Source organism: Nocardia sp. NBC_00403, assembly GCF_036046055.1.
In the GTDB taxonomy this organism is placed as follows: domain Bacteria; phylum Actinomycetota; class Actinomycetes; order Mycobacteriales; family Mycobacteriaceae; genus Nocardia.
On sequence record NZ_CP107939.1, the window covers coordinates 3,597,753 to 3,620,501 of the forward strand.

A 22,749-nucleotide genomic window follows, 5' to 3' on the forward strand; every position below is an offset into this window, starting at 1 on the left:
CTGCTGTTGGTGGCCCGTCGACGGAGATCGGCTGATTGCAAACCTGAGCGCGTGGCCACAGCACACGACGGATGGCCGCAGGGAGAAGTCGCAGCGGTGGCGGCTAGGTCCGGACCGTGGCCTGCCCGCGGACAGCGGTGGCAATCGACTGGGGCATTTGCTCGTGCCGGGTGTAGGTGCGGCTGAAGTCACCCGTGCCGTGTGAGAGGGAACGCAGGTCGATGGCGTAGCGGCTGAGTTCGAGTTCGGGGACCTCGGCGTGGATGCGGGTGCGGCCGATGCCGTGCGGTTCGGTGCCAAGGACACGACCGCGGCGGCTGGACAAATCGGTGAGGACCGGGCCGACGTAGTCGTCGGAGACGACGACCCAGACCTCGTCGAGCGGTTCGAGCAGCGCGATGCCCGCCGCGGTCGCGGCCTCGCGCAGGGCGAGCGCACCCGCGGTTTGGAAGGCAGCATCGGAGGAATCGACCGAGTGCGCCTTGCCGTCGAAGAGCGTGACCCGCACATCGGTAAGGGGATAACCTGCCGCCACACCGCGCAGCGCCTGCGCACGGATGCCCTTCTCCACCGACGGAATGAATTGGCGCGGAACGACGCCGCCGACCACCTTGTCGACGAACTCGATGCCGGACCCGCCGGGCAGTGGCTCCACCTCGATCTCGCAGACGGCGTATTGCCCGTGGCCGCCGGACTGTTTGACGTGCCTGCCGCGCGCGGTTGCCTTGCCCGCGAACGTCTCCCGCAGCGCGACCTGGTGATCGATAACGTCGACCTGAACCCCGAATCGGGTGCGCAACCGCTCCAGCGCGACATCGCGGTGCGCCTCGCCGAGGCACCACAGCACGATCTGGTGAGTGTCGCCGTTCTGCTCCAACCGCACCGCGGGATCCTCGGCGACCAGACGCGCGAGGCCGGAGGAGAGCTTGTCCTCATCGGCCTTGCTGCGGGCCCGAATGGCAATGGGGAGCAGCGGATCCGGCATCGGCCACGGTTCGATGAGCAGCGGCGCCGCAGTGCCGGACAGGGTGTCGCCGGTCTCGGCGCTGGTGAGTTTGGTGACGTAGGCGATGTCGCCCGCGATCGCCTGCCCGAGCGGGCGCTGTTGTTTGCCGAACGGTGCGGTGACCCCGCCGATCCGTTCATCCACATCGTGGTTCTCGTGGCCGCGGTCCTCGTGCCCGTGACCGCATACGTGCACGGTGTCGTCGGCGTGCAGGGTGCCGGAGAAGACCCGAACCAGCGACACCCGGCCGACGTAGGGGTCAGATGCCGTCCGGATCACCTCGGCGGCCAGCACGCCCGCCGGGTCGCAGTGCAGCGGCTGCCGCGCGGCGCCATTGGTGGTGGTGATCGCGGAGACGGTGTGCTCCGCCGGGGTCGGGAAGCCGCCGGTGATCAGGTCGAGCAGTTCGACGGTGCCGAGGCCTTGTTTCGCGCCCTCCGGCGCTTGCGCGCCGAACAGCACGGGATGGAAGCTGCCGCGGGCGACCGCGCGTTCGAGGTCGGTGACGAGCGTGGCGAGATCGATCTCCTCGCCGCCGAGGTAGCGCTCCATGAGCGATTCGTCCTCGCTCTCGGCGATGATGCCCTCGATGAGGCGGTTGCGCGCTTCCTCCAACGCCGTCACCTGATCGACGGAGGGTTCGATCTGCGTGCATTCACCGGAGGAGTAGTCGACCACGCAGTGCGGCAGCAGCTCGACCAGCCCCGTGACCGGTCGATGACCGTCGAGGCTTTTCGGCCCGTACACCGGAAGATGCAGCGGCAGAATGTTTTCCGACGAACCGTCACCGAGAACGGCGCGACAGGTCTCGGTCATCTCGTCGAAATCGGCGCGTGCGGTGTCCAGGTGGGTGATCACGATCGCGCGCGGCATCCCGACCGCTGCGCATTCCTCCCACAGCGCGCGGGTCGCACCACTGACCGCCTCGGCACCCTCCGCCGCGGAAACGACGAACAGCGCCGCGTCCGCCGCCCGCAGGCCCGCACGCAGCTCACCGACGAAATCGGCATAGCCGGGCGTGTCCACCAGATTGATCTTGATCCCCGCCCAGGAGATCGGCACCACCGACAACTGCACCGACCGATGCTGACGATGCTCGATCTCGTCGTAATCCGACAGCGAGGTGCCGTCCTCGACCCGCCCCGCCCGGTTCACCGCCCCGGTCGTCAGCGCCAACGCCTCGACCAGCGTCGTTTTCCCCGACCCGCTGTGCCCGACCAGCACCACATTCCGGATGTCCTCCGGCCGCCCCGCGCTCACCACTCTGCCGTTGCCCCCGGCAGCTGCACTCGCCTTGTCCACTGTGTGTCTCGCTTCCTCGCCGACACCTGCCGTACATCGAGCTTCCCACCACCGGTCGCGCCGCGTCCACGCTTCGCGAGATCCGGTCGGATCGGCGTGCTCGATACTCGCGTCGCCCGGTGCACCGCGACGGTGGCCCGTGAAGGTGGACGATGACGTAAGGCGGCCTGGCAACTCGCGGTTTTGCTCATTCCGCAGTTTCGGTCGCCGGATCGCTGAGGTCCGGCAGTCGTCGCAGCCCGGCGGGTACCTCGAATGCCATGTCGCAATAACCGAGGGACAGTTCTCTTCGAAAGAGCCTGGAGTCCTATCCATTTCAGATTCGCCTGCCGATTGCGAATCCCCAACGGCGTTTCGGCTGTACGTCGAAGCGGGAGCTGGCAGCGCACTGTATTTCGAGAAGCCCGACCAAGGTGGCACGGTATCGTCGGTTGTGGGTCGATATAGAGCGGTCCACGCTCAGCGTGGCCAAGACCCGCGCTTAACTGTCCAAGATCGCCAAGGGGTTACCTCGGTGAGCATGCCGAACGCCGAGTGGTTCAAGAGCGGCTACAGCAGTCAGGGTGGGGAGTGTGTCGAGGTCGCATTCCTTGGCGGCGGCACGGTCGGGGTGCGCGACAGCAAAGATCCGACTGGTCCTGTGCTGGTCTTCAAACCAGTCGAGTGAGATGGGTTTGTCAGCGGGGTTGTCGACGGAGAGTTCACGCGTCGTTGAATCGTGGTGTCTGAATCTCGCCGGATCAAGCCTCCACCGCTCGAAGCGATTCCCGCGAACGGATCGTTGAGCGGCAGCCGCCTACGCCGATGGGCCACCAGCTTGATTGCCAGTCGGCGTAATTCCCGTAAGCGGATCGTTGACCGGTCATATGTTGAATCCGGAAACTGCCGGTTGAGTAGCGAATAAGCGCCATTCCCGCAGAAGATACCTCTGAGGTGCCGATTCCTCGGTTGGCGCGTACCGGCAGCATCGCCGGTCCGATTACCCGGCTGGGAGCATTTGACTCGCTCGCCAGGCCGACAGTCAGATCTTCTGCGACGACTCGGCCAAGAATGGGTTAACCAAATATTAGCCAAGACTGCTCATGCTGCACGATCCATGCACCAACCCGCGCCGACGCCACCATGGTGTTCCCGTCCGAGGCCCCTCGCAGTCGACCCCGAACCATCTTGTTGAACTATTAATCCGCAGGTAGGCGTCGCGCGAGTGTGAGACAGGCCCGCAGCGGCCTCCGTTGCCCTCTTACCTCGCGTACGAAAGAGGCGCACAATGATTGCGATACACCGGCTGCATGGTTTGTGATTGGCGGGTAGCTGGATGCCTGCCGACCACATTCGGACGGGTATCCGCCGTGATGACAGCGTCCACATACTGGGTCGCGGAGCCTGGATCCACTGTCGGCATCGCGGCCGCGCTCCACACCACACTCAGCGCCGGGCACCGCGATTTGGCTGTAGCGACTACGGCCGCCCCCGCCAGTTCGGCACCATCAATCGAAAGGAAGCGCCATGTCAGAGCAGAACAAGGCCGCCGCCAAGCGGGTCCTCGATGCATGGAACACGCGAGACCTCGATGTATTCGACGAGGTAATTGCGGCCGACTACATCGACCACGATCCACAGAACCCGTTCGCCGATGTCCATGGCCCCGAAGGCATCAAACGGCTCGCGCAGATGTATCTCGCCGCATTCTCGGATCAACGGTTCTTGGTCAATGAACAGATCGCCGAAGGCGACTTCGTCACTACCCGATGGACGGGGACAGGAACCAACGACGGCGAGATGATGGGCATGCCGGCGACAGGCAAATCAGCGGTCGTTCAGGGAATCACAATCAATCGCTTCCAGGACGGCAAGATCGTCGAAGGCTGGGAATGCTGGGACACGCTCGGGATGATGCAGCAGCTCGGCGTCGTCCAGTCGGCGCACTCTGCAACAACCTGACTCACACCGTGGATGCGCACTGTATCGCAGTGAGGCCCGCGAGAACATCTACGATTCGCGCGTAAACGGTAGGCCGAGCGAGATGCGTGGGGCAAGATCGCCCGTTGCCCCACACGCACAAGTCCCCACACACCTCGAGGTATGCGGGGACCTGGGCTTCTGTAGGTGTCAGCTGCCGAAGCGGGCGAGTACCGCGCTCGCTTCCTGCGACGCTGTACCTCCCTGTGTCAAGTGCGTCATAGCCGTAGGGATTTCACGGCCGTGGTGGGCCATGGCCTGGGTGTAGAGGCGGCCCGCGCGGTAGGAGGATCGGACCAGGGGGCCCGCCATGACGCCCGCGAAGCCGATTTCCTCGGCCATCTTCGAGTGCTCCACGAACTCCTCCGGCTTCACCCAGCGGTCGACCGGGTGGTGCCGGGGGGACGGGCGCAGATACTGGGTGATGGTGAGAATATCGCAGCCCGCCTCGTGCAGATCGCGCATCGCCTGGGTGACCTCTTCCGGGGTCTCTCCCATACCAAGGATCAGGTTGGACTTGGTGACGAGGCCCGCTTCGCGCGCCGCGGTCAGCACCGAGAGCGAACGCTCATAGCGGAAGGCGGGGCGGATCCGCTTGAAGATGCGCGGCACGGTTTCCAGGTTGTGCGCGAGCACCTCGGGGCGCGAGGAGAACACCTCGGCCAGCTGATCGGGATCGGCGTTGAAGTCGGGGATGAGCAGTTCGACGCCCGTGTTCGGGTTGAGTTGCTTGATGGCGCGGACGGTTTCGGCGTAGAGCCACGCGCCGCCGTCTTCCAGGTCGTCACGGGCGACGCCGGTGATGGTCGAATAGCGCAGACCCATCGCCTGCACGCTCTCGGCGACCCGGCGGGGCTCGTCGCGGTCGAGTGCGGCCGGCTTGCCGGTGTCGATCTGGCAGAAGTCGCAGCGCCTCGTGCACTGCTCGCCGCCGATGAGGAAGGTGGCTTCGCGATCTTCCCAGCACTCGAAGATGTTGGGACAGCCCGCTTCCTCGCACACCGTGTGCAGGCCCTCGCGTTTGACCAGTCCCTTGAGTTCGGTGTACTCCGGGCCCATCTTGGCCTTGGTGCGAATCCATTGAGGTTTGCGCTCGATCGGGGTTTCCGCGTTGCGCGCCTCGATGCGTAGCAGTTTGCGTCCTGCTGGTGCTGAAGCTGAGGTCACCGAACCGATGCTACGCCCGGTGTTTTCCCCCGCCGCCGCGCCATCGGTCACCGCGGTCACGCGCCGACGCCCGGTGCGGGCTGCGGTGTGACGCGCACGATGTCGTGCGTGGTCACCGGAAGTTCGCCGTCGAGCGCGCGGATGATCGCGTCGGTAACCGCCGGCTTGACCTCGGCCACCGTCACTTCGCGGCCGAGCTCGCGGGTCAGCGTGGTGACGCCCGCGTCACGGATGCCGCACGGCACGATCGCCTGGAAGCCGTCGAGCGCGGAATTGCAGTTCAGCGAAATGCCGTGCAGGGCAACGCCACGCTGCACACGCACACCGATGGCGGCGATCTTGCGTTCGGCGAAGAGCTCGGTCGCGGGCAGCCATACACCCGATCGGCCCTCGATGCGGCCGCAGGTCAGGCCGAGCTGGGTGCACACGGTGATCAGCGCCTCTTCCAGCCTGCGCACGTACTGCACCACGTCCACCGGTTCCGCGAGCCGCACGATCGGATAGCCGACGAGCTGGCCCGGCCCGTGCCAGGTGATCTTGCCGCCGCGATCGACCTCGACCACCGGACTGCCGTCGATCGGCAGATCCTCGGCCTCGGTGCGCCGGCCCGCCGTGTACACCGACGGGTGCTCGAGCAGCAGCAGGTGATCGTTTCCGACGCCGTCGGCCCGCTCGGCGGCGATGTTGCGCTGCAGGTCCCAGGCACTGTGGTAGTCGATGAGTCCGAGATCCTTGACCACGATCGGGGTCGTGTCGAATCTGGCGGACCACGTGGTGCGCGTGTCGTTCACGTCCTCGACGGTACGCTCAGCCGGATCACAGGTTCTACCGATGTGGTGTGGGGGATGCCACACGGTAACCGGCTCGATCACCGGCTCTCGCACGGCAGCTGCCCGAGACGGCTGGACGCCGCTCGGGTCGATAGCTCGGGGTTGGCAGGCCGCTAGTGCGGATCGATAGGCAACGTCAATTGCATCAGCGTCAGGTCCATCCAGCGCTCGAACTTCCAGCCCACCTGCGGGAGTTCGCCGACGGTGTGGAAGTCGAAGCGTTCGTGCAATGCGATCGACCCGGTGTTGCTCGATTCGATCGCGGCGATCATCGCGTGCACGGTGCCGCTGGCGCGCGCCCGCGCGACCAACTCGGTGAGCAGTGCGGTGGCGACCCCGCGCCGCTGGAATCGGTCTGCGACGTACACCGAGTTCTCCACCGAGAACCGGTAGCCGGACTTGGGCCGCCACGGGCCGTAGCTGGCATAACCGGCGACTTCGCCGTCGATGTCGGCAACGAGAATCGGCATTCCGGCGGCGGTGCGGGTCCGGAACCAGGCTTGCCGCTCGTCGAGGACGACCTGCTCCTCGTCCCAAATGGCCGTGGAGGTGGCGATATTCGCGTTGTGGATCTCCAGCACCGACGGCAGATCGCCTTCGTGTGCGTCGCGGACAACCAGCACCGGTCGCGTTTGCAGTTCGGTCATCGCTCATCTCCCTCGCGACCCAACGTCGCCGCGAGCGCGGCGCCGATGGTGTGGTGCTGGAACGGATAGCCCGCTTCCTCGAGTGCGGTGGGGATGGCTCGTGGTCCGTGCAGGATCGCCTCCTGCGCGAACTCACCGATCAGCGCGCGCAGCGCGAACGCGGGCACCACCATGGGGGTCGGACGGTGCAGTGCCCGGCCGAGCGCGCGGTTGAATTCGGCGTTGGTGACCGGCGCCGGTCCGACCGCGTTGATCGGACCGGAGATCGTGTCGTCGATGAGCGCGAAGATGATTGCGCCGATCTCGTCGTCCATCGAGATCCACGGCGTGTACTGCCTGCCGTTGCCGAGTCGGCCGCCGAGGCCGAGCGAATACAGCGGCTGCAGCATGCCGAGCATGCCACCACTGTGCGACAACACCACGGCACTACGCAGTAACACCGTGCGCACGCCTGCGGCGGTGGCGGGTTCGGTCGCGGCCTCCCAATCGCGGCACAGGGTGGCGAGGAAACCCGCACCGACGGGCGAGGTTTCGTCGACGACGCGGTCGCCGGTCTCGCCGCCGTAGTAGTGCACGCCGCTGCCGTTGACCAGCACCGGAACGCCTGCTGCGGCGACAGCGTTGGCGAGCACATCGGTCGGAGTGATTCGGCTGTCGCGCAGTTCCTGCTTGTAACTGCCGTTCCAGCGCCGGCGCCCGATGCTCGCGCCGCACAGATTGACCACCGCGTCCGCGCCGCGCAGGGCCCGCTCGTCCAATTCGGCGCGAGCGGGATCCCACACGTACTCGTCCGGGGCCGCGGCCGGACGCCTGACGAGGCGGGCGACGTCATGCCCGTCGCGGCGAAGTGCCACGACGAGCGCCGTCCCGATCAGTCCGGACGAACCGGCGATCACCACCTTCATGCGTGACAGTCCGACCTTCCCGAATTACAGGCCGAGATCAGCTTCGAACGCCGCTTCCTCGAGCCGGTGCCGGATCGTGGTCAGGAACCGACCCGCGTCGGCGCCATCGATGAGGCGGTGATCGTAGGTGAGCGGCAGATAGCACATCGAACGGACGCCGATGGATTCGTTGCCCGTCTCGTCGGTGACGACCACAGGGCGCTTGACGATGGCACCCGTGCCGAGCATGCCCGCCTGCGGCGGCACCAGGATCGGGGTGTCGAACAGTGCGCCCTGGCTGCCGATATTGGTGATGGTGAAGGTGCCACCGGCCAACTCGTCGGGCTTGAGGCCGCCGTTGCGCGCGCGGTTGGCGATGTCCGCGATGGCACGCGCCAGCCCGGCCAGCGACAGGTCGCTCGCGTTGTGGATCACCGGGGAGAGCAGACCCTGCTCGGTGTCGACGGCAATGCCGAGGTGCACCGAAGCGTGGTAGGTGATCTCCTTGGTGCCCTCGTCGTAGCTGGCGTTGACGTTCGGGTGCACGCCGAGCGCCTCGACGACCGCCTTGGCGAAGAACGGCAGGAACGTCAGGTTGACACCCTCACGCTCCTTGAACGACGCCTTCGCGAGGCTGCGCAGCGCGGCGATCTTGGTGACATCCGCCTCGTGCACCTGGGTCAGCTGCGCGGTGGTCTGCAGCGATTCCCTGGTCTTGGTCGCGGTGATCTGCCGGATGCGGCTGGCCTTCTGCACAGTGCCACGCAGGTGCGCGAGCTGTGACTGCGCCGCGGCCGGTGCGGGTGCGGGCGCCTTGACGGCCGGTGCGGGCGCCGACGGCGCGGCGGCCGGTGCCTTCTTGGCTTCCGCGGCGGCGAGCACATCCTGCTTGCGGATGCGTCCGCCGACACCGGAACCGGTCAGTGCCGTCAGGTCGACGGCGTTCTCCTCGGCCAGCTTGCGGACCAGGGGAGTGACATACGGGGTTGCGCCGTTGCCGGAGGAGTCCGCGGCCGGCGCAGCGGCCACAGCGGCCGGAACCGGAGCGGGCTTGGGTGCCGCAGGTGCGGGTGCCGGAGCGGCGGCTGCGGGAGCAGGCGCAGGTGCCGGAGCCGGAGGAGCCGGCGCCGGGGCGGGTGCAGGTGCCGCAGGTGCGGGCGCTGGTGCCGGTGCAGCCGGGGCTGCGGCGGCCGGAGACCCGGTGCCGACGACGCCGAGCTGTCCACCGACCGCGACAACGTCGTCTTCCTGCGCGGTGATCTCCAGCAGGGTGCCTGCGACGGGCGACGGGATCTCGGTGTCCACCTTGTCGGTGGAGACCTCGAGCAGCGGCTCGTCGACGGCGATCTGGTCACCGACGGCCTTCAGCCAGCGGGTGACGGTGCCCTCGGTGACCGATTCGCCGAGTTCCGGCATCTTGACCGGGGTACCCGATCCGGCGGCCGCCGCGGGCGCGGCAGGTGCCGCAGGTGCGGGTGCCGCTGCGGCGACCGGCGTGGGAGCCGGTTCGGGCGCGGGAGCCGGTGCCGGGGCGGGTGCTTGCGCGGCTTCGGGGGCAGGAGCTGCGGCGGGCGCGGGGGCTTCACCGGCTTCGCTGATCACGCCGAGTTCACCGCCGACCTCGACCACATCATCTTCTTGGGCGACGATCTTCGACAACACGCCCGCAGTTGGCGACGGGATCTCGGTGTCGACCTTGTCGGTGGAGACCTCGAGCAGTGGCTCGTCGACCTCGACCGTGTCTCCTTCCTGCTTCAGCCACCTTGTCACCGTTCCCTCGGTGACGCTCTCACCAAGAGCCGGCATCTGGACGGAGAAGGCCATGTCCGTTGACTCCTCTGACTGCTCGACGGGTTCTACAACAGTTGATCTCTCTGCGAGCACGCATCGCGGGTCGCGATGAATGCTCGAAAGCCACCGATCATTGTGCGTGGCACCGGAGATCCGTGTGGTTCTTGTACCGCGTTCCATCCTTGCACCCGTCCGCTTCTCAGGTAGCACAGGGCAGCGAACTGCACAGAGCTGGCAAGATGGGAAGACCGGTGACGAACGATTCCCGGTGTCGGACAGGAGGTCGACTGCGGTGGGTTTGCTGGATCGTTTTCGTGGTGTCGCAGCCCGGGGCAGCGGCGTTCTACGTGCGGGTTCCTCGCATAGCGACGATGCCCGCTATCTGGCTCAGTGGGTGCGCGCCCACGCCGGGGTCGAGGGGTACATCGAACCGAAAACCACAGTGACCGACGTCACTGTCGTGCTTATTGCCGTTGATGGGGAATGGACCCGGCGGGTGGTCGGCGAGCGCGGCGCGCAGCGGCTTGCCGGAGATTTGCACATCCCGGTCTACGACGTGCGCAAAACCGGCTATCCGCAACGGATGCGCGATTACGACGCCAGGAAGCGCACCGAGCGACAGCGCGCGATGGAGCGGGATCTGCGCGATCTGTAGGTTCCGGCCCGCAGTTTCGTTCAATATGTTCACCCGCACGGCCCGGCCGAAGGTCGCCCGGTGCCGGAATGCGGCGGATCGGGCGACCTTCGGACGGCGTCGGGATGACTACTCGGCGGCGATGTCCTCGATCACCGCGATGAGGGTGCGAACCGGGACACCGGTGCCACCCTTGCCGATGTAGCCGAACGGGCCGCCGGTGTTGTAAGCCGGGCCCGCGACATCCAGGTGCGCCCACTGCACGCCCTCGGGCACGAACTCCTTGAGGAACAGCGCTGCCGAAAGCATGCCGCCCCAGCGGTGCGGCGCGACATTGGCGAGGTCGGCGATCTTGGAGTTCAGGTCCGCGCGCAGTTCCGTGGGAAGCGGCATGGCCCAGCCGTTTTCGCCGACCTCGCGGGAGATCTTCGCGACCCGGTCACGGAACTCGTCGGTACCCATCACGCCGGGGGTCCTGGTGCCGAGCGCGACCATCTGGGCGCCGGTCAGGGTCGCCACGTCGATGAGGTAGTCGGGTTCGTCCTCGCCGGCCCGCACGATCGCGTCGGCGAGGATGAGACGGCCCTCGGCATCGGTATTGATCACCTCGACGGTGGTGCCGCCGTACTGGGTGAGCACATCGCCGGGGCGCTGTGCGGTGGCCGACGGCATGTTCTCGGCCATCGGGACGGTCGCGGTGACGGTGACCGGCAGACCGAGGCGGGCGGCCAGCAGTGTGGTGGCGACGACCGCGGCGGCGCCCGCCATGTCCGAGGTCATGTTCTCCATGTTCTGCGCGGGCTTGATGGAGATGCCGCCGGTGTCGAAGGTAATGCCCTTACCGATCAGCGCGACCTTCTTGGGACCGCCCGCGTAGGTGATCCGTACCAGGCGCGGCGGGCGCGATGAACCCTTGCCGACGCCGAGCACGCCACCGAACCCCCCTGCCTCCAAGGCCTGTTCGTCGAGCACCTCGACCTCGAGCCCGGCCGCCTCGGCCAATACCTGCGCACGCGCGGCGAATTCGGCGGGGAAGAGATGGCTCGGCGGGGTGTTGACGAAATCCCGGGCGGTGGCGACGGCCTCGGCGACCAGTTGCGCCTTGATCAGCGCCGCCTCGCCGAATTCCGGCTCCGGCACCAGCAGTTCGACCCTGGCCACCGGGCGCTCGTCGGGCTTCGGCGCGGACTTGCCCGACTTGAACGGCGTGAACGCGTACGCGCCGAGGTAGAAGCCCTCGGCGGCGGCGCCGAGGTCGAGGCCCGAGAGGGTGGTCGCCACCAGCTCGGTCCCCGACAGCGCACGCGCCGCGACACCGGCCGAGCGGCGGATCTGCTCGGCGTCGACCTTGTCGGGCGCGCCGAGGCCGACCGCGAGCACGCTGGTCACCCCGTCCAGCCCGGCGGGCGCGGGCACCCTGGACAATTCCTCGGCCTTGCCCTTCGCGCCGACCGCGCCGAGCTGGTCCAGCAACTCCGCGCGGATGTCGGCGTCGAGCACGTCACTGAACAGGTCATCGGGCGCGATCGCCGGGCCGTTCTCCGAGGAGGTCAATCCGATGACGAGCACATCGGTGTCGGGCCCGACGGTCTGTGTGCGAGCCAATTCCGGTCCTAGTGAACGATCTGCAACAGCGGTCATGGGCCCAGGCTATTGGGTGAGCGGCAGGTGGCGCATCGCGACGCCGTCGAGCAGCAATTCGAGTCCGATCTCCAGCAGGGCGTCGAAATTGAGATCCAGGCCGGTGGGAGCGTTGGTGAAGAGTCGGTGCAGCACTGGTCGGGTGGTGGGGTCCAGGAGTTCCGGGAGCTCGCCGCGCAGCGCATCCGACCAGGCGCGTGGTTCCACACCGCCGATCCGGTCTGCCCGCTCGGAGCTCCACAGCAGTGCGAGGCCCTGGACCAGACCGGAGACCGACAGATAGATCGCGAGCATCTGCTCGGGCGGCAGACCTGGGCGATCCAGGGCCGAGAGGGAGCGTTCCACGATGTCGAACAGGGCGGGCCCCAGTGGTGGGCGGGTGCGCGCGAGGACCGTCAGCATCCACGGGTGCCCGCGGTAGAGCCGCCACTCTTCGCGTGCCTCGTGCGTGAGCCGGGCCCGCCAGTCCGTCGAATGTGCCGGGGGTGGCGGGATTTCGGCGAGCACGAGTTCGGCCATCGCGGCAAGCAGTGCCTCACGGTCGGGAAAGTGGCGGTACAGGCTCGCTGTCGCGATACCGAGGTCGCCTGCCAAACGACGCATCGAGAGCCCATCGATGCCGTCATTGTCGGCTACCTCGACGGCGGCGCGCACGATGCCGACGGTGGTGAGGCGGGCGGGCCGCACGGTGCGCCGCGGCGCGATCACCGCATCGCGGCGTGACCGGTAGGCGCGGGCCTGACACGACCGCGAGCAATAGCGGCGGCGGCGACCCTTCATCGGCTGCAGGAGTTGCCCGCCGCAGGTCGCACACCTCATCACGTTTCCCATTTCGACACACGAATCAGTGTGACGAAATGCTAGCAAAACCCATGTGCTGTCCATACCTTGGCGAAAGCACACACTGTTCCGAGCGTGAGGACAACAGATGGAAACAACGTTGACGGTCCGGCGCGGCGATGTCGGCCGGCGCGATGCGCTGATCGAGGCCTTCGCCGCGGGCGGCGTGGACGAGGCGGTGAGTGCATGGGTGCTGGAAGGGTATTCGGTCGAGCAGTTCCAGGCCGGCTACGTGCCTGCCCTGATCGACAGCGCATTGCGCGAGGACGAGGTGTGGACCGCGGGGCTCGACGATGAGATATGGGCGGTGTCGGTCTGGCAGGCTGTCACGTCGGTGTCACGATTCGAGTCCGAAGCCACCGAAGCCAGGGAACGCGCCGGCGCTCTGCCCGACCTGCGCCCGCTACAGCGCGCAGCCACCGTGATGGAACTGCTCTCGAGCGAACATCCCCGAGAGTTCCCGCACCGCTATCTCCAGGTGATCCTGACGGTGCCACAGCACCGCGGCAAAGGCGCAGGCGCCGCGATTCTCGGCGAGCGGTTGAAAGCCGCCTCCGATGCGGGCGTCCCGGCATTCCTGGAAGCCAGTACCGAACGTTCGGCCCGTCTGTACACCCGCTGCGGTTTCGTGCGTGACAGCGTGACGCATACGCTGCCCGAGGGTGGACCGACGTTGATCCCGATGTGGTTTCGAGGCTGACGACGCAACCCGGATCAACAGCAGGTACGGGCCGGAGGGCGAATCCGCCGGGGTTAAGCTCCCGTGGTGACCGATACGAACCTGCTGCAAGGCCCGATCCATGGTGTTCACGTCGAGCTCGGGGCGAGTTTCGCGCCGTTCGGCGGGTGGGAAATGCCGGTGTCGTATGCGGGCACGGTTGCCGAGCATCAGGCCGTCCGCACGACGGTCGGATTATTCGATGTCAGCCACCTCGGCAAGGCGACCGTGCGCGGTGCAGGCGCTGCCGAGTTCGTGAATTCGGCGCTCACCAACGACCTCGGCCGGATCCGTCCGGGCAAGGCGCAGTACACCCTGTGCTGTGCGCCCGACGGCGGTGTGATCGACGATCTGATCGCCTACTACGTCAGCGATGACGAGATCTTCCTCGTCCCCAACGCCGCCAACACCGCCGCGGTGGTCGCCGAGCTGCAGAAGGTGGCACCCGAAGGCATCACGGTGACCGACGAGCATCGCGAATATGGGGTGTTCGCGGTGCAGGGACCGCGTTCGACCGAGGTGCTCGCCGCGCTCGGGCTGCCCACCGACATGGAGTACATGGCCTACGCCGAAGCCGAGTGGGATGGTCGACCGGTTCGGGTGTGCCGCACCGGCTACACCGGCGAGCACGGCTTCGAACTGCTGCCCCGCTGGGCCGATGCCGAGCCGCTGTTCCGTGCTCTCGTCGAGCAGGTGCGTGCCGCCGATGGTCAGCCCGCCGGTCTCGGCGCCCGCGACACCCTGCGCACCGAAATGGGTTATCCGCTGCACGGACACGAACTGTCACTCGAGATCTCGCCGGTACAGGCGCGCACCGGCTGGGCCGTCGGCTGGAAAAAGCCCGAGTTCTGGGGCAAAACCGCACTGGAGCAGGAGAAGTCGGCGGGCCCACGCCGAATCCTGTTGGGCCTGAAGGCACTCGACCGCGGCGTGCTGCGCCAGGGCCAGACGGTGCTGCGCGACGGCGAACCGGTCGGCGAAACCACCTCGGGCACCTTCTCACCCACCTTGAAGATCGGCATCGCCCTCGCGCTCCTCGACACCGAAGCCGACCTGCAGCCCGGCACCGAGGTAGAGGTCGACGTCCGCGGTCGTCGGCTCCGCTGCGAAATCATCCGCCCGCCCTTCGTCGAAACCAACACCAAGTAGGTCCGCGTGGGCGGCGATCGGGTCGTCGACCCGGCGCCCGGTATGTCGAGGCCCGCGCGAGCCATCGTCGAAACCAGCGCGTCACCTGTGTCCGTACTGCGCAAGCGCAGGCCGGATGATCGGCCCGCCGGCTCCTGCTCGGCGCGCACCGGGGCCGGATCGGGTGGTTCGGATGTGCGTTGTCCGGGATGGGGCTGCCGGGACGCATTGCGGCAGGATCGGGCGTTCACACACCGGGTGCACGGCGTGTCGGGTGACAAGTTGCTATGTGATCGAGCCGAAAACGGGATGTCTGTGCAGGCTTGCGGAACAGGCGTACACCGGGGAATCGACGCCCGATAGGATCAGGCTCATGACCGTTGCCGCACAGTTCACCCGTGTTCCGCATCCCGCGCTCACCCCGGCGCAGCGGGTACAGGAGATCCTCGCGGCACCCGGGTTCGGGCGCTTCTTCACCGACCACATGGTGTCGATCGACTACACCGAGGCCGAAGGCTGGGGCAACGCCCGCATCGAGCCGTACGGTCCACTACCCCTGGACCCGGCGACGATGGTGTTCCACTACGGCCAAGCCATCTTCGAGGGTCTGAAGGCCTACCGTCAGAACGACGGCAGCATCTCCTGCTTCCGCATCGACGCGAACGCCGCACGGTTCCGCAAGTCCGCGCGCCGCATGGCGATGGCGGAATTGCCGGAGGAGCTGTTCATCGAATCGGTGCGGCAGCTGCTGGAGCTCGACGGCGGCTGGGTGCCCGCGGCGGGCGGCGAGGAGTCGCTCTACCTGCGCCCGTTCATGTTTGCCACCGAGGCAGGTCTCGGTGTGAAGCCCGCGACGGCCTACAAGTACCTGCTGCTCGGTTCGCCTGCGGGCGCGTACTTCCCGCGCGGCGTCAAGCCGGTGCGGGTGTGGCTGTCCACCGAATACGTGCGCGCCGCGCCCGGCGGAACCGGTGAGGCCAAGGTCGCGGGCAACTACGCAGCCTCGCTGCTCGCCCAGGCGCAGGCCTCCGAAAAGGGCTGCGACCAGGTGGTCTGGCTGGACGCCTGCGAACGCCGCTACGTCGAGGAGATGGGCACCAACAACCTGTTCTTCGTCTTCGGCTCCGGCTCGGACGCGCGCCTGGTGACCCCGGAACTGTCCGGTTCGCTGCTGCCGGGCATCACCCGTGACTCCCTGCTCACCCTGGCCGCCGATGCGGGCTACCCGGTCGAGGAGCGCAAGGTCTCGGTCGAGGAATGGCGTAAGGGCGCCGAGTCCGGTGAGATCACCGAGGTTTTCGCCTGCGGCACCGCCGCCGTGATCACCCCTGTCGGCTGGGTCCGCTCCGCCGACGACGAATTCGCCATCGGCGGAGGCGAACCCGGCGAGGTCACCATGGCTCTGCGCGACACCCTCACCGGCATCCAACGCGGCACATTCGCCGACATCCACGGTTGGATGCGTGGCATGTAACAAGCCGACCCACCCGGGTCCGCAACCCAGGACGGCCCCATCGCGCCGCCCCACCATCTCCGCCTCTGTGGCCTCCGTGCCGCAGCGGAAACCAGCGGCGCTATGTCTCGGCGACAGTGGAGTCCGCCGGTCACTTGCGGGCCGCATTGTCCCCGCTTCCCGTGGTGAGGTCGGTGAGTGGCACACCACGGCGGTTGCCGCACGCGGTGTGCCGCGTCCATGCGCCACTCACCGTTCACCGGGCTTCCTTCCTGCCCTCTGTCGATGAAACAGGACATGACGGAACCGTCTCCCGCTGTCTACCGCAGCCATGTCCCGTTGGTCGCGAGCACTGGTCTGTGGGTGGCGCACCGTGGTGCTCGCGTCGTCGCGACCGTGTGCCGCTCGAGGTCTGAGGTCAGCTGGGCATGAACATGTGCCATTCGTCGAGGGTTTTGGGGCGCATGACGTAGTTGGTGTCTTTGACCGACGCGAGGGGAGCCGAGGGTTCTTGGGAGTACCAGTGGCCCGGGTAGACGATGGGGTTGCCGGGGAGGTCGGCGAGGTAGCGCAGGCTGCGGAACATTTCGTCCGAGTCGCCGCCGGGGAAGTCGGTGCGGCCGCAGCCGTCGACGAAGAGGGTGTCGCCTGCGATGAGGCGGTCGTCGAACAGGAAGCACTGGCTGCCGGGAGTGTGGCCGGGGGTGTGCAGGAGTTCGATGTCGAAGGCGCCGACGGTGACCTTGTCGCCGTGCTGGTGGCCGGTGAGCTCGCTGGGCGCAATGCCGGTGACGTTGGCGACCCAGGACAGTTCCTCGGCATTGACATGCACTGGGATACTCGTCTTTTCGAGCAGCTCACGCACGCCGCGCAGGGTGAACCCGAGCATGGTGCCGCCCACGTGGTCGGGGTGGTGGTGGGTGGCGAGCACGCCGGTCATTCGCAGCCCGTCGCCTTCGACGATGTCGACCAGGTCGCCCGCCGCATACGCCGGATCAACCACCAGGCATTCCCCGGTCTCGCGATCGCCGATCAGATATGCGAAATTCCGCATCTGCGTCGCGATCGGATCACCTACGGCGAAGTCCCGCCCGGACAACAACTGACGAAAATACAGGCGCTCGGAAGACATACCGCACACCTTATTGCCCGGCCCAGACGATTCGTCCGGCGCGGCCGGAAAATTCCAGTGACCCAGACTGTATTGTCCGACACCCGGCCCTTGGTCCAACGCGAGCGGTCAAGCGCGGAATGCGAGAGCTGCCGCGGTCAGGGCGACCGAGATCTCCAGGGTGGCACCGAGGATGTCGCCGGAGAGGCCGCCGAATCGGCGGACACAGTGTCCGACCAGCAGGGCCGAGACGGTCAGTGTGAGGAAGACGGCGAGTGGGCCGAGCCACCGATGGTGGGGGACGACCGACAGACCTGCGGTGATCGCGGCTGCTGCCCACACTACGACGATGAGCCTGGATTGGGTTCCCGCGACGAGGGCCCCGAATCCGGCGTCGGGTGCGGCGTCGATGCCCTGCCTGCACGCGAGCACCACCACGATCCGGCCCACGACCACCGCGAGAATCACCGCAAACCAGCGCTCGGCCTGGGCCAGCGCAGCGAACGAAAATGCCTGGATGCCAATGGAAAACACGACGGCCGCGACTCCGAAGGGCCCGACGCCGCCGGATTTCATGATCTGCCTTGCGCGTTCGGGCGGTCCGTAACTGCCCAGTCCGTCCATGGTGTCGGCGAGGCCGTCCAGGTGCATGCCACGGGTGAGCAACGCCAACGCCGCGACCACGAGCAGCCCGGCCAGCGGCGCGGCCACTCCCGCCCAGATCAGTACCCACAACAGCCCGGCGGCCGCGGCGCCGAGCACGCCACCGACCAACGGCGCCAACGCAATTGCCTGGCCGGCCGTCGCACGGTCCACGGTGTCCGGCCCTCGGACCGGCACCACCGTCAGCCAGGAAACCGCCAGCCGCAACTCGTTCATGCGCACCGACCCAGCCGCGGTTGCCGGCCGTTCATTTCGTCAGATCCGGCTTCGTGTCCGGTGATTCGTGCACCGTGCCGTCGGCGGAGACGCCCGTACTGCTGTCGGATGCGCTGGACGGAACTGCCGTGCCCGAGGATCCTCCCTCATCGTCGGCGTTCGCGCCGGACACGCTGTCCTCCGCCGCTGGTTCGGCCGTGCTGACGCCCGCTTCGGCGAACGTTGCCATGTCGGCGAGGGTGGCGACGGCGGCGCGCAGGATGGGGAGGGCAGTCAGTGCACCGGAACCTTCGCCGAGGCGCATGTTCAGGTCGAGTAGTGGTTCGAGGCGCAATCGGGTGAGAGCCAGGGTGTGGGCGGGTTCGGTGGAGCGATGGCCTGCAAGCCACCAGGCGCTGGCGCCCGCGGCCAGGTCTTCGGCGACCAGTGCGGCGGCGGTGACGACCACGCCGTCGAGGATGACGGGAGTGCGGCGGGCGGCCGCCTGGGCCAGAAAGCCCGCCATGGCGGCGAAATCGGCGCCTGCGGCAACGCGCAGCAGCTCGACGGGATCTTTGGCTATGGGGCGGGCGCGGCGCATGGCATCACGAATCGCGGCGACCTTGCGCGCCCAGCCGTCATCGTCGACGCCGGTGCCGCGCCCGACCGCGGCAACCGGTTCGGTGTCGGTGAGGGTCGCGATGAGCACGGTCGCGGGCGTGGTATTGCCGATTCCCATGTCGCCGGCGATGAGCAGGTCTGCGCCCGCGTCGATTTCCTCGTCGGCGATCGCGATGCCTGCCGAGAGCGCCGCCTGTACTTCCTCGGTGCTGAGCGCGTCCTCGCGGTCGATGGCCCCGCCGGATCGGCGCACCTTGTGCTTGCCGATCTGCGGATCGGTGTCGGTGTCGACGGAGATATCGGCCACCCGGACGGTCGCGCCCGCCACCGCGGCCAGCGCGTTCACCGCGGCGCCGCCGCCCAGGAAATTGGCGACCATCTGCGCGGTCACCTCGCTCGGATACGCCGACACCCCGTGCCGCGCGACACCGTGATCGCCCGCGAACACCACAACGCGGGCCCGCTCGAACTGCTTCGGCGGGCACACGCCCTGACATGCCGCCACCCAGTTGCCCAGTTCCTCGAGCCGTCCCAGCGCACCACCGGGTTTGGTCAGCTGCGCCTGCCGCTGCTGCGCTGCCGCCCGAATCTGCGCGTCGGGCGCCGCAACCGGTCCGAATCCGTGTGTCACTGTCGAGCCTTTCGGGGTCAGAGCAGTTCGTTCCTACGCCGCCTCATACTGCCCGCCCCGGATACCGCCGCGCACATCGCCCGGTTCCCACTATTTGAGGTGGATGGGCAGGCCCGCGACGACCAAGAAGGCTTCGTCGCAGATGGCGGCGAGGCGCTGGTTGAGGGTCCCGATTTCGTCGCGGAACAGGCGACCGGATCGGGTGGCGGGGATGACGCCCATCCCGACCTCGGGGCTGACGATCACCAGTCGGTGCGTATAGGCCTCGACCGCTCCGACGAATGCGTCGGTGTCAGGGGCGATGGTGCCGCGTGGGGATTCCCAGGCGGCACGGGCGTCGATGCGTGCGGTGAGCCACGTGCCGACGTCGTCGATCAAGGTCGCGCCGGCCGCGGCGGCGCTCGCCGAATCGGTGAGAACCGCTGTGGGATCGGCACTTTCGACAACCGTCCAGTCGGCCGGCCTGCGGTCGCGATGCCGAGCGATGCGTTCGGCGAAGTCGAGATCGGCGGGATCGAGGACCGCGGTGGCGAGATAACGCACCGGCCCCGGGTCGGCCGCCAGCGCTTCCGCGAACGCGGATTTGCCGGACCGGGCACCGCCCAGGACCAATGTCCTGCGGGTGCGGCGCACGCGCCTGGGAGTGGGTGAGCTGTCCGACACGTGCGCAACCGTATCAACGCCGACCGCATCGGGCCTGGTCTGCCCGGCTGATCGGTCGGGCGCTGCGACCGGTGCGCCCGATAACGGACCGACGTCGAGCGTGGAAGGGCGATTACGCGCTGTCTGCTTCAGCAGTCGGATGTCCACCGAAGCGGCGGCGGTACTCGGTGGGGGCGATGCCGACGATGCGTTGGAAGTGGTGACGTAGGAGGGCGCCGGAGCCGAAGCCGGCTTGGGCGGCGATGTGTTCCAGGCCGTCGTCGGTGTCTTCCAGGAGGTGCTTGGCGTAGAGGACACGCTGGTTGGTCAGCCATTTCACCGGGGTGGTTCCGGTCTCGGCGGCGAAGCGGCGGGCGAAGGTTCTCGTCGACATCACCGAGCGACCGGCGAGATCGTCGATGGTGTGCTGGAGTTCGAGGTTCTCGCTCATCCATTGCAGCGTGGCGCTGAGGCTGTCGGAAGTGCACGCGGCAACGGGGCGCTCGATGAACTGGCGTTGCCCTCCGTCGCGTTGCGGCGGCACCACCATGCGCCGCGCGATGCCGTTGGCGGCGGCGCTGCCGATCTCTCTGCGCACCAGGTGCAGGCAAGCGTCGATGCCCGCGGCGGTGCCCGCGCTGGTGATCAGGTTGCCCTCGTCGACGAACAGGACGTCCGGGTCGACGGTGGTCTCGGGGAACATTTCGGCGAGTTGGTCCACATAGCGCCAGTGCGTGGTGCACTTGCGGCCGTCGAGGAGTCCGGCCGCACCGGCGAGGAACACGCCCGAGCAGACCGTGAGAATGATCGCCCCCGCGTCGGCGGCCGCCCGGACGCTTTCGACGATGCGCGGATCGAGTCCGGGGCCGAGCAGGGAGGCGTGGAATGCGGGAATCGCCACGAGGTCGGCTCCGCCCAGTTCCGCCAATCCGTACTCCGGGGTGACGGTGACGCCGGGCGTGGTGGAGTGCAAAGGCTTGCCCGGTTCGGCGCCGCACACGCGGAAGTCGAAGGCAGGCAGTCCGTCGGCGGTTCGGTCCAGGCCGAAAACCTCACAGACGACCCCGAATTCGAACATGGCGAGGGGGCCGGTGGTGACAACGGCGACCTTGGACAACATGGATTCAGTGTAACTGGCTGAATCTTTACGAACAATGTCAGTACAGCCACTTTCGGCTGAAAGTGGGCGAGCGCAAAATTACTGCCATGATTACTTTCCTCGTTCTCCTCGCCCTCATCGTCGGTTTCGCAGTCGTCATCGCGCAAGGTTGCGGCCACTTCGGATCGTCGAACATCGTCGACCGTGACGTTCAGCGTCAACAGGCCGAATTGTCGGCGATGTTCGGTCGGATGCCGCACCACCGATGAAACCGGGCGAAAACCCGAAGCCGGCGCCCGAGCTATCGACAGCAGAAAGCAGACCGGCCCGACGCGTACAGCGTCGGGCCGGTCTGCTGTGTGCTGTCTGGATCTACACAGCGTCGCCCGGGGTGACCCGGGGCTTCGGCGCTCGCATTTTGCGGATCTGGGACGCGCGCACGAAGGCGTACCAGCCGAGCCGGTAGCCGGTGTCGGTGCTGTCGGGGAACCGCTCGCGGACCCGGTTGTTCACGATCCGGCCGAGCAGGAAGCCCTCGGCGATCATGAATGCCATCATGACCAGCATCGCCAGGGTGACGATGGTCTGCAGCGCGGGCGCGACGAACATCGACAGAATCAGCACCAATGCCATCGGCATGAACAGGCCGACGAGGTTGCGCCTGCCGTCGACGATGTCACGGACGAACGCGCGCACCGGGCCTTGATCGCGTGGCAGGAGGTATTTGTCCTCGCCTGCGAGCATCCTGGCGCGCCGCTCCTGGGCGGCGAGACGCCGCTCGGAGGAGGCCGCTTTGCGGTCTTCCCTGCTGCCGCGAGTGGCCTTGCGCCGGGCGCGGGCCTCCTTCGCGGTGAGTGGTGCGGGAGCGACCGGACCGCGGCGCTTGCCTTGCGCGTCACGACGTTTCGGAGTGGGACGGCCCTTGCCCTCGGTGGCCGGGGCCGCCGTCCGGGTGGAGCCCGCGGCCGAGCCGCCGTTCGAGCCCGCCGTCACTGCGGCGCTCTCGTCGGTGGTGCTGGACTCGCCGCGACGGAACAATTTCACAGCGACCAGGCTATTCGATGCGGTACTCGGCAGGAAATGCGGTCGGTTCCGCGGGCGTGCGAGGGGTGACCGGCGTGCCGCCGCTCACACCCGGCAGTCGTGTGCTCCGTCCGCGGGCGATGATGGCAAGATAGGGAATAGCAGCCTGCGGAACGGTGTTGACAGCCACGAGCCGTGTGCTGTTCACGGGTTGAACACAGCTGTCCCTAGGAGAGTTCATGACTGTGCAGAACGAGACCGAAACCCACGGTGCGACGCTGACCGAAGCGGCCGCCCTGAAGGCGAAGGCGCTGCTCGACCAGGAGGGTCGCGACGACCTGGCACTGCGCATCGCGGTGCAGCCCGGTGGTTGTGCCGGCCTGCGCTACCAGCTCTTCTTCGACGACCGCTCGCTCGACGGTGACCTCGTCGCGGACTTCGGCGGCGTCACGCTGGCGGTCGACCGGATGAGCGCCCCCTACGTGCAGGGTGCCTCGATCGATTTCGTCGACACCATCGAGAAGCAGGGCTTCACGATCGATAACCCGAACGCCACCGGCTCGTGCGCCTGCGGCGATTCGTTCAACTGAGGACGGAGAGCGGCTTCTCTCGCTGACGAGGCTGGGCTCGCCCGCATTCGGGCGCACCATCGGTGCCGCCGGATTCGCGTGGTGGGCCCGCCGTCGGTTGTGGGGCAGTTGAGCCGCCGCCTCGAAGCAATCCCCCTTGACACCCGGGCGGCTGTTGATGTTCGACGCATGTTG

22 protein-coding genes are annotated in these 22,749 nt (G+C 67.5%); 8 read left to right on the forward strand and 14 right to left on the reverse strand.

Translation table 11 applies throughout. The features are described 5' to 3' along the window. Positions 1-103 precede the first annotated feature (103 nt). Positions 104-2,308: an elongation factor G-like protein EF-G2 gene (locus OHQ90_RS15835; protein WP_442941406.1), complete on the reverse strand. Its 2,205-nt coding sequence runs from the start codon at positions 2,306-2,308 to the stop codon at positions 104-106. Between the two features lie 520 nt (positions 2,309-2,828). On the opposite strand from OHQ90_RS15835, the gene OHQ90_RS15840 reads away from it, so the two are divergent. Together OHQ90_RS15840 and OHQ90_RS15845 are read left to right on the forward strand one after the other, a co-directional pair. Beyond that, a complete protein-coding gene (locus OHQ90_RS15840; RefSeq protein ID WP_328412864.1) occupies positions 2,829-2,975 on the forward strand; it encodes a DUF397 domain-containing protein in 147 nt (48 codons plus the stop codon). Positions 2,976-3,814: 839 nt separating this feature from the next. Then, positions 3,815-4,249 carry an ester cyclase gene (locus OHQ90_RS15845; RefSeq protein WP_328411265.1) on the forward strand — a complete coding sequence of 145 codons (435 nt, stop codon included), beginning with the start codon at positions 3,815-3,817 and terminating at the stop codon, positions 4,247-4,249. 168 nt (positions 4,250-4,417) lie between these two features. Here the strand turns inward: OHQ90_RS15845 and lipA are convergent, their stop codons facing one another. The 5 genes from lipA to sucB form a co-directional block, all read right to left on the reverse strand. Beyond that, positions 4,418-5,434, reverse strand: coding sequence for a lipoyl synthase (lipA, locus tag OHQ90_RS15850; RefSeq protein WP_328411267.1), 1,017 nt, complete (start codon positions 5,432-5,434; stop codon positions 4,418-4,420). A gap of 56 nt (positions 5,435-5,490) precedes the next feature. Next, positions 5,491-6,225 carry a lipoyl(octanoyl) transferase LipB gene (gene lipB, locus OHQ90_RS15855; protein WP_328411269.1) on the reverse strand — a complete coding sequence of 245 codons (735 nt, stop codon included), beginning with the start codon at positions 6,223-6,225 and terminating at the stop codon, positions 5,491-5,493. A 152-nt stretch (positions 6,226-6,377) separates the two neighbouring features. Then, positions 6,378-6,911, reverse strand: a complete 534-nt coding sequence (locus tag OHQ90_RS15860; protein WP_328411271.1) for a GNAT family N-acetyltransferase — start codon at positions 6,909-6,911, stop codon at positions 6,378-6,380. Next, a complete protein-coding gene (locus OHQ90_RS15865; protein WP_328411273.1) occupies positions 6,908-7,816 on the reverse strand; it encodes a TIGR01777 family oxidoreductase in 909 nt (302 codons plus the stop codon). The genes OHQ90_RS15860 and OHQ90_RS15865 overlap by 4 nt, the downstream gene beginning before the upstream one ends. A gap of 24 nt (positions 7,817-7,840) precedes the next feature. Beyond that, positions 7,841-9,619, reverse strand: coding sequence for a 2-oxoglutarate dehydrogenase, E2 component, dihydrolipoamide succinyltransferase (sucB, locus tag OHQ90_RS15870; protein WP_328411275.1), 1,779 nt, complete (start codon positions 9,617-9,619; stop codon positions 7,841-7,843). 259 nt (positions 9,620-9,878) lie between these two features. Between sucB and OHQ90_RS15875 the strand changes: the two genes are divergently transcribed. Then, positions 9,879-10,241, forward strand: a complete 363-nt coding sequence (locus OHQ90_RS15875) for an oxidoreductase (RefSeq protein WP_328411277.1) — start codon at positions 9,879-9,881, stop codon at positions 10,239-10,241. A gap of 108 nt (positions 10,242-10,349) precedes the next feature. Here OHQ90_RS15875 and OHQ90_RS15880 read toward each other — a convergent pair whose 3' ends face one another. Together OHQ90_RS15880 and OHQ90_RS15885 are read right to left on the reverse strand one after the other, a co-directional pair. Next, positions 10,350-11,861: a leucyl aminopeptidase gene (locus OHQ90_RS15880; RefSeq protein WP_328411278.1), complete on the reverse strand. Its 1,512-nt coding sequence runs from the start codon at positions 11,859-11,861 to the stop codon at positions 10,350-10,352. Between the two features lie 9 nt (positions 11,862-11,870). Further along, positions 11,871-12,680 carry a TetR/AcrR family transcriptional regulator gene (locus tag OHQ90_RS15885; RefSeq protein ID WP_328411279.1) on the reverse strand — a complete coding sequence of 270 codons (810 nt, stop codon included), beginning with the start codon at positions 12,678-12,680 and terminating at the stop codon, positions 11,871-11,873. Between the two features lie 109 nt (positions 12,681-12,789). On the opposite strand from OHQ90_RS15885, the gene OHQ90_RS15890 reads away from it, so the two are divergent. From OHQ90_RS15890 to OHQ90_RS15900, 3 genes are all read left to right on the forward strand, one after another. Further along, positions 12,790-13,401: a GNAT family N-acetyltransferase gene (locus tag OHQ90_RS15890; protein WP_328411280.1), complete on the forward strand. Its 612-nt coding sequence runs from the start codon at positions 12,790-12,792 to the stop codon at positions 13,399-13,401. Between the two features lie 66 nt (positions 13,402-13,467). Beyond that, positions 13,468-14,568: a glycine cleavage system aminomethyltransferase GcvT gene (gcvT, locus tag OHQ90_RS15895; protein WP_328411281.1), complete on the forward strand. Its 1,101-nt coding sequence runs from the start codon at positions 13,468-13,470 to the stop codon at positions 14,566-14,568. Positions 14,569-14,920: 352 nt separating this feature from the next. Then, on the forward strand, positions 14,921-16,021 hold the full coding sequence (locus OHQ90_RS15900; protein ID WP_328411283.1) for a branched-chain amino acid aminotransferase: 1,101 nt from the start codon (positions 14,921-14,923) through the stop codon (positions 16,019-16,021). Between the two features lie 397 nt (positions 16,022-16,418). Here the strand turns inward: OHQ90_RS15900 and OHQ90_RS15905 are convergent, their stop codons facing one another. From OHQ90_RS15905 to OHQ90_RS15925, 5 genes are all read right to left on the reverse strand, one after another. Beyond that, complete coding sequence (locus tag OHQ90_RS15905) at positions 16,419-17,132, reverse strand: MBL fold metallo-hydrolase (protein ID WP_328411285.1); 714 nt, start codon at positions 17,130-17,132, stop codon at positions 16,419-16,421. Between the two features lie 108 nt (positions 17,133-17,240). Next, positions 17,241-17,990: an adenosylcobinamide-GDP ribazoletransferase gene (locus OHQ90_RS15910; RefSeq protein ID WP_328411287.1), complete on the reverse strand. Its 750-nt coding sequence runs from the start codon at positions 17,988-17,990 to the stop codon at positions 17,241-17,243. Positions 17,991-18,021: 31 nt separating this feature from the next. Then, positions 18,022-19,221, reverse strand: coding sequence for a nicotinate-nucleotide--dimethylbenzimidazole phosphoribosyltransferase (gene cobT / locus OHQ90_RS15915; RefSeq protein WP_328411289.1), 1,200 nt, complete (start codon positions 19,219-19,221; stop codon positions 18,022-18,024). Positions 19,222-19,311: 90 nt separating this feature from the next. Next, a complete protein-coding gene (locus OHQ90_RS15920; RefSeq protein WP_328411291.1) occupies positions 19,312-19,884 on the reverse strand; it encodes a bifunctional adenosylcobinamide kinase/adenosylcobinamide-phosphate guanylyltransferase in 573 nt (190 codons plus the stop codon). A gap of 112 nt (positions 19,885-19,996) precedes the next feature. Then, positions 19,997-20,983, reverse strand: a complete 987-nt coding sequence (locus tag OHQ90_RS15925; RefSeq protein ID WP_328411292.1) for a helix-turn-helix domain-containing protein — start codon at positions 20,981-20,983, stop codon at positions 19,997-19,999. Positions 20,984-21,069: 86 nt separating this feature from the next. Between OHQ90_RS15925 and OHQ90_RS15930 the strand changes: the two genes are divergently transcribed. After that, complete coding sequence (locus tag OHQ90_RS15930; RefSeq protein ID WP_328411294.1) at positions 21,070-21,231, forward strand: hypothetical protein; 162 nt, start codon at positions 21,070-21,072, stop codon at positions 21,229-21,231. 103 nt (positions 21,232-21,334) lie between these two features. On the opposite strand, the gene OHQ90_RS15935 is transcribed toward OHQ90_RS15930, so the two are convergent. Further along, on the reverse strand, positions 21,335-22,006 hold the full coding sequence (locus tag OHQ90_RS15935; RefSeq protein WP_328411296.1) for a DUF3043 domain-containing protein: 672 nt from the start codon (positions 22,004-22,006) through the stop codon (positions 21,335-21,337). A gap of 218 nt (positions 22,007-22,224) precedes the next feature. On the opposite strand from OHQ90_RS15935, the gene OHQ90_RS15940 reads away from it, so the two are divergent. After that, entirely contained in the window at positions 22,225-22,575 is a 351-nt protein-coding gene (locus OHQ90_RS15940; RefSeq protein WP_328411298.1) for a HesB/IscA family protein, read from the forward strand. Positions 22,576-22,749: the final 174 nt, after the last annotated feature.

What these genes read in the sequence shown, in the direction of transcription:
- OHQ90_RS15840 (WP_328412864.1), top strand. Translation starts at nt 2,829, where the DNA reads ATGCCGAACGCCGAGTGGTTCAAGAGCGGCTACAGCAGTCAGGGTGGG.
- OHQ90_RS15845 (WP_328411265.1), top strand. Translation starts at nt 3,815, where the DNA reads ATGTCAGAGCAGAACAAGGCCGCCGCCAAGCGGGTCCTCGATGCATGG.
- OHQ90_RS15860 (WP_328411271.1), bottom strand. Translation starts at nt 6,911, where the DNA reads ATGACCGAACTGCAAACGCGACCGGTGCTGGTTGTCCGCGACGCACAC.
- OHQ90_RS15865 (WP_328411273.1), bottom strand. Translation starts at nt 7,816, where the DNA reads ATGAAGGTGGTGATCGCCGGTTCGTCCGGACTGATCGGGACGGCGCTC.
- sucB (WP_328411275.1), bottom strand. Translation starts at nt 9,619, where the DNA reads ATGGCCTTCTCCGTCCAGATGCCGGCTCTTGGTGAGAGCGTCACCGAG.
- OHQ90_RS15880 (WP_328411278.1), bottom strand. Translation starts at nt 11,861, where the DNA reads ATGACCGCTGTTGCAGATCGTTCACTAGGACCGGAATTGGCTCGCACA.
- OHQ90_RS15885 (WP_328411279.1), bottom strand. Translation starts at nt 12,680, where the DNA reads ATGAGGTGTGCGACCTGCGGCGGGCAACTCCTGCAGCCGATGAAGGGT.
- OHQ90_RS15890 (WP_328411280.1), top strand. Translation starts at nt 12,790, where the DNA reads ATGGAAACAACGTTGACGGTCCGGCGCGGCGATGTCGGCCGGCGCGAT.
- OHQ90_RS15900 (WP_328411283.1), top strand. Translation starts at nt 14,921, where the DNA reads ATGACCGTTGCCGCACAGTTCACCCGTGTTCCGCATCCCGCGCTCACC.
- OHQ90_RS15905 (WP_328411285.1), bottom strand. Translation starts at nt 17,132, where the DNA reads ATGTCTTCCGAGCGCCTGTATTTTCGTCAGTTGTTGTCCGGGCGGGAC.
- OHQ90_RS15910 (WP_328411287.1), bottom strand. Translation starts at nt 17,990, where the DNA reads ATGAACGAGTTGCGGCTGGCGGTTTCCTGGCTGACGGTGGTGCCGGTC.
- OHQ90_RS15925 (WP_328411292.1), bottom strand. Translation starts at nt 20,983, where the DNA reads ATGTTGTCCAAGGTCGCCGTTGTCACCACCGGCCCCCTCGCCATGTTC.
- OHQ90_RS15930 (WP_328411294.1), top strand. Translation starts at nt 21,070, where the DNA reads ATGATTACTTTCCTCGTTCTCCTCGCCCTCATCGTCGGTTTCGCAGTC.
- OHQ90_RS15940 (WP_328411298.1), top strand. Translation starts at nt 22,225, where the DNA reads ATGACTGTGCAGAACGAGACCGAAACCCACGGTGCGACGCTGACCGAA.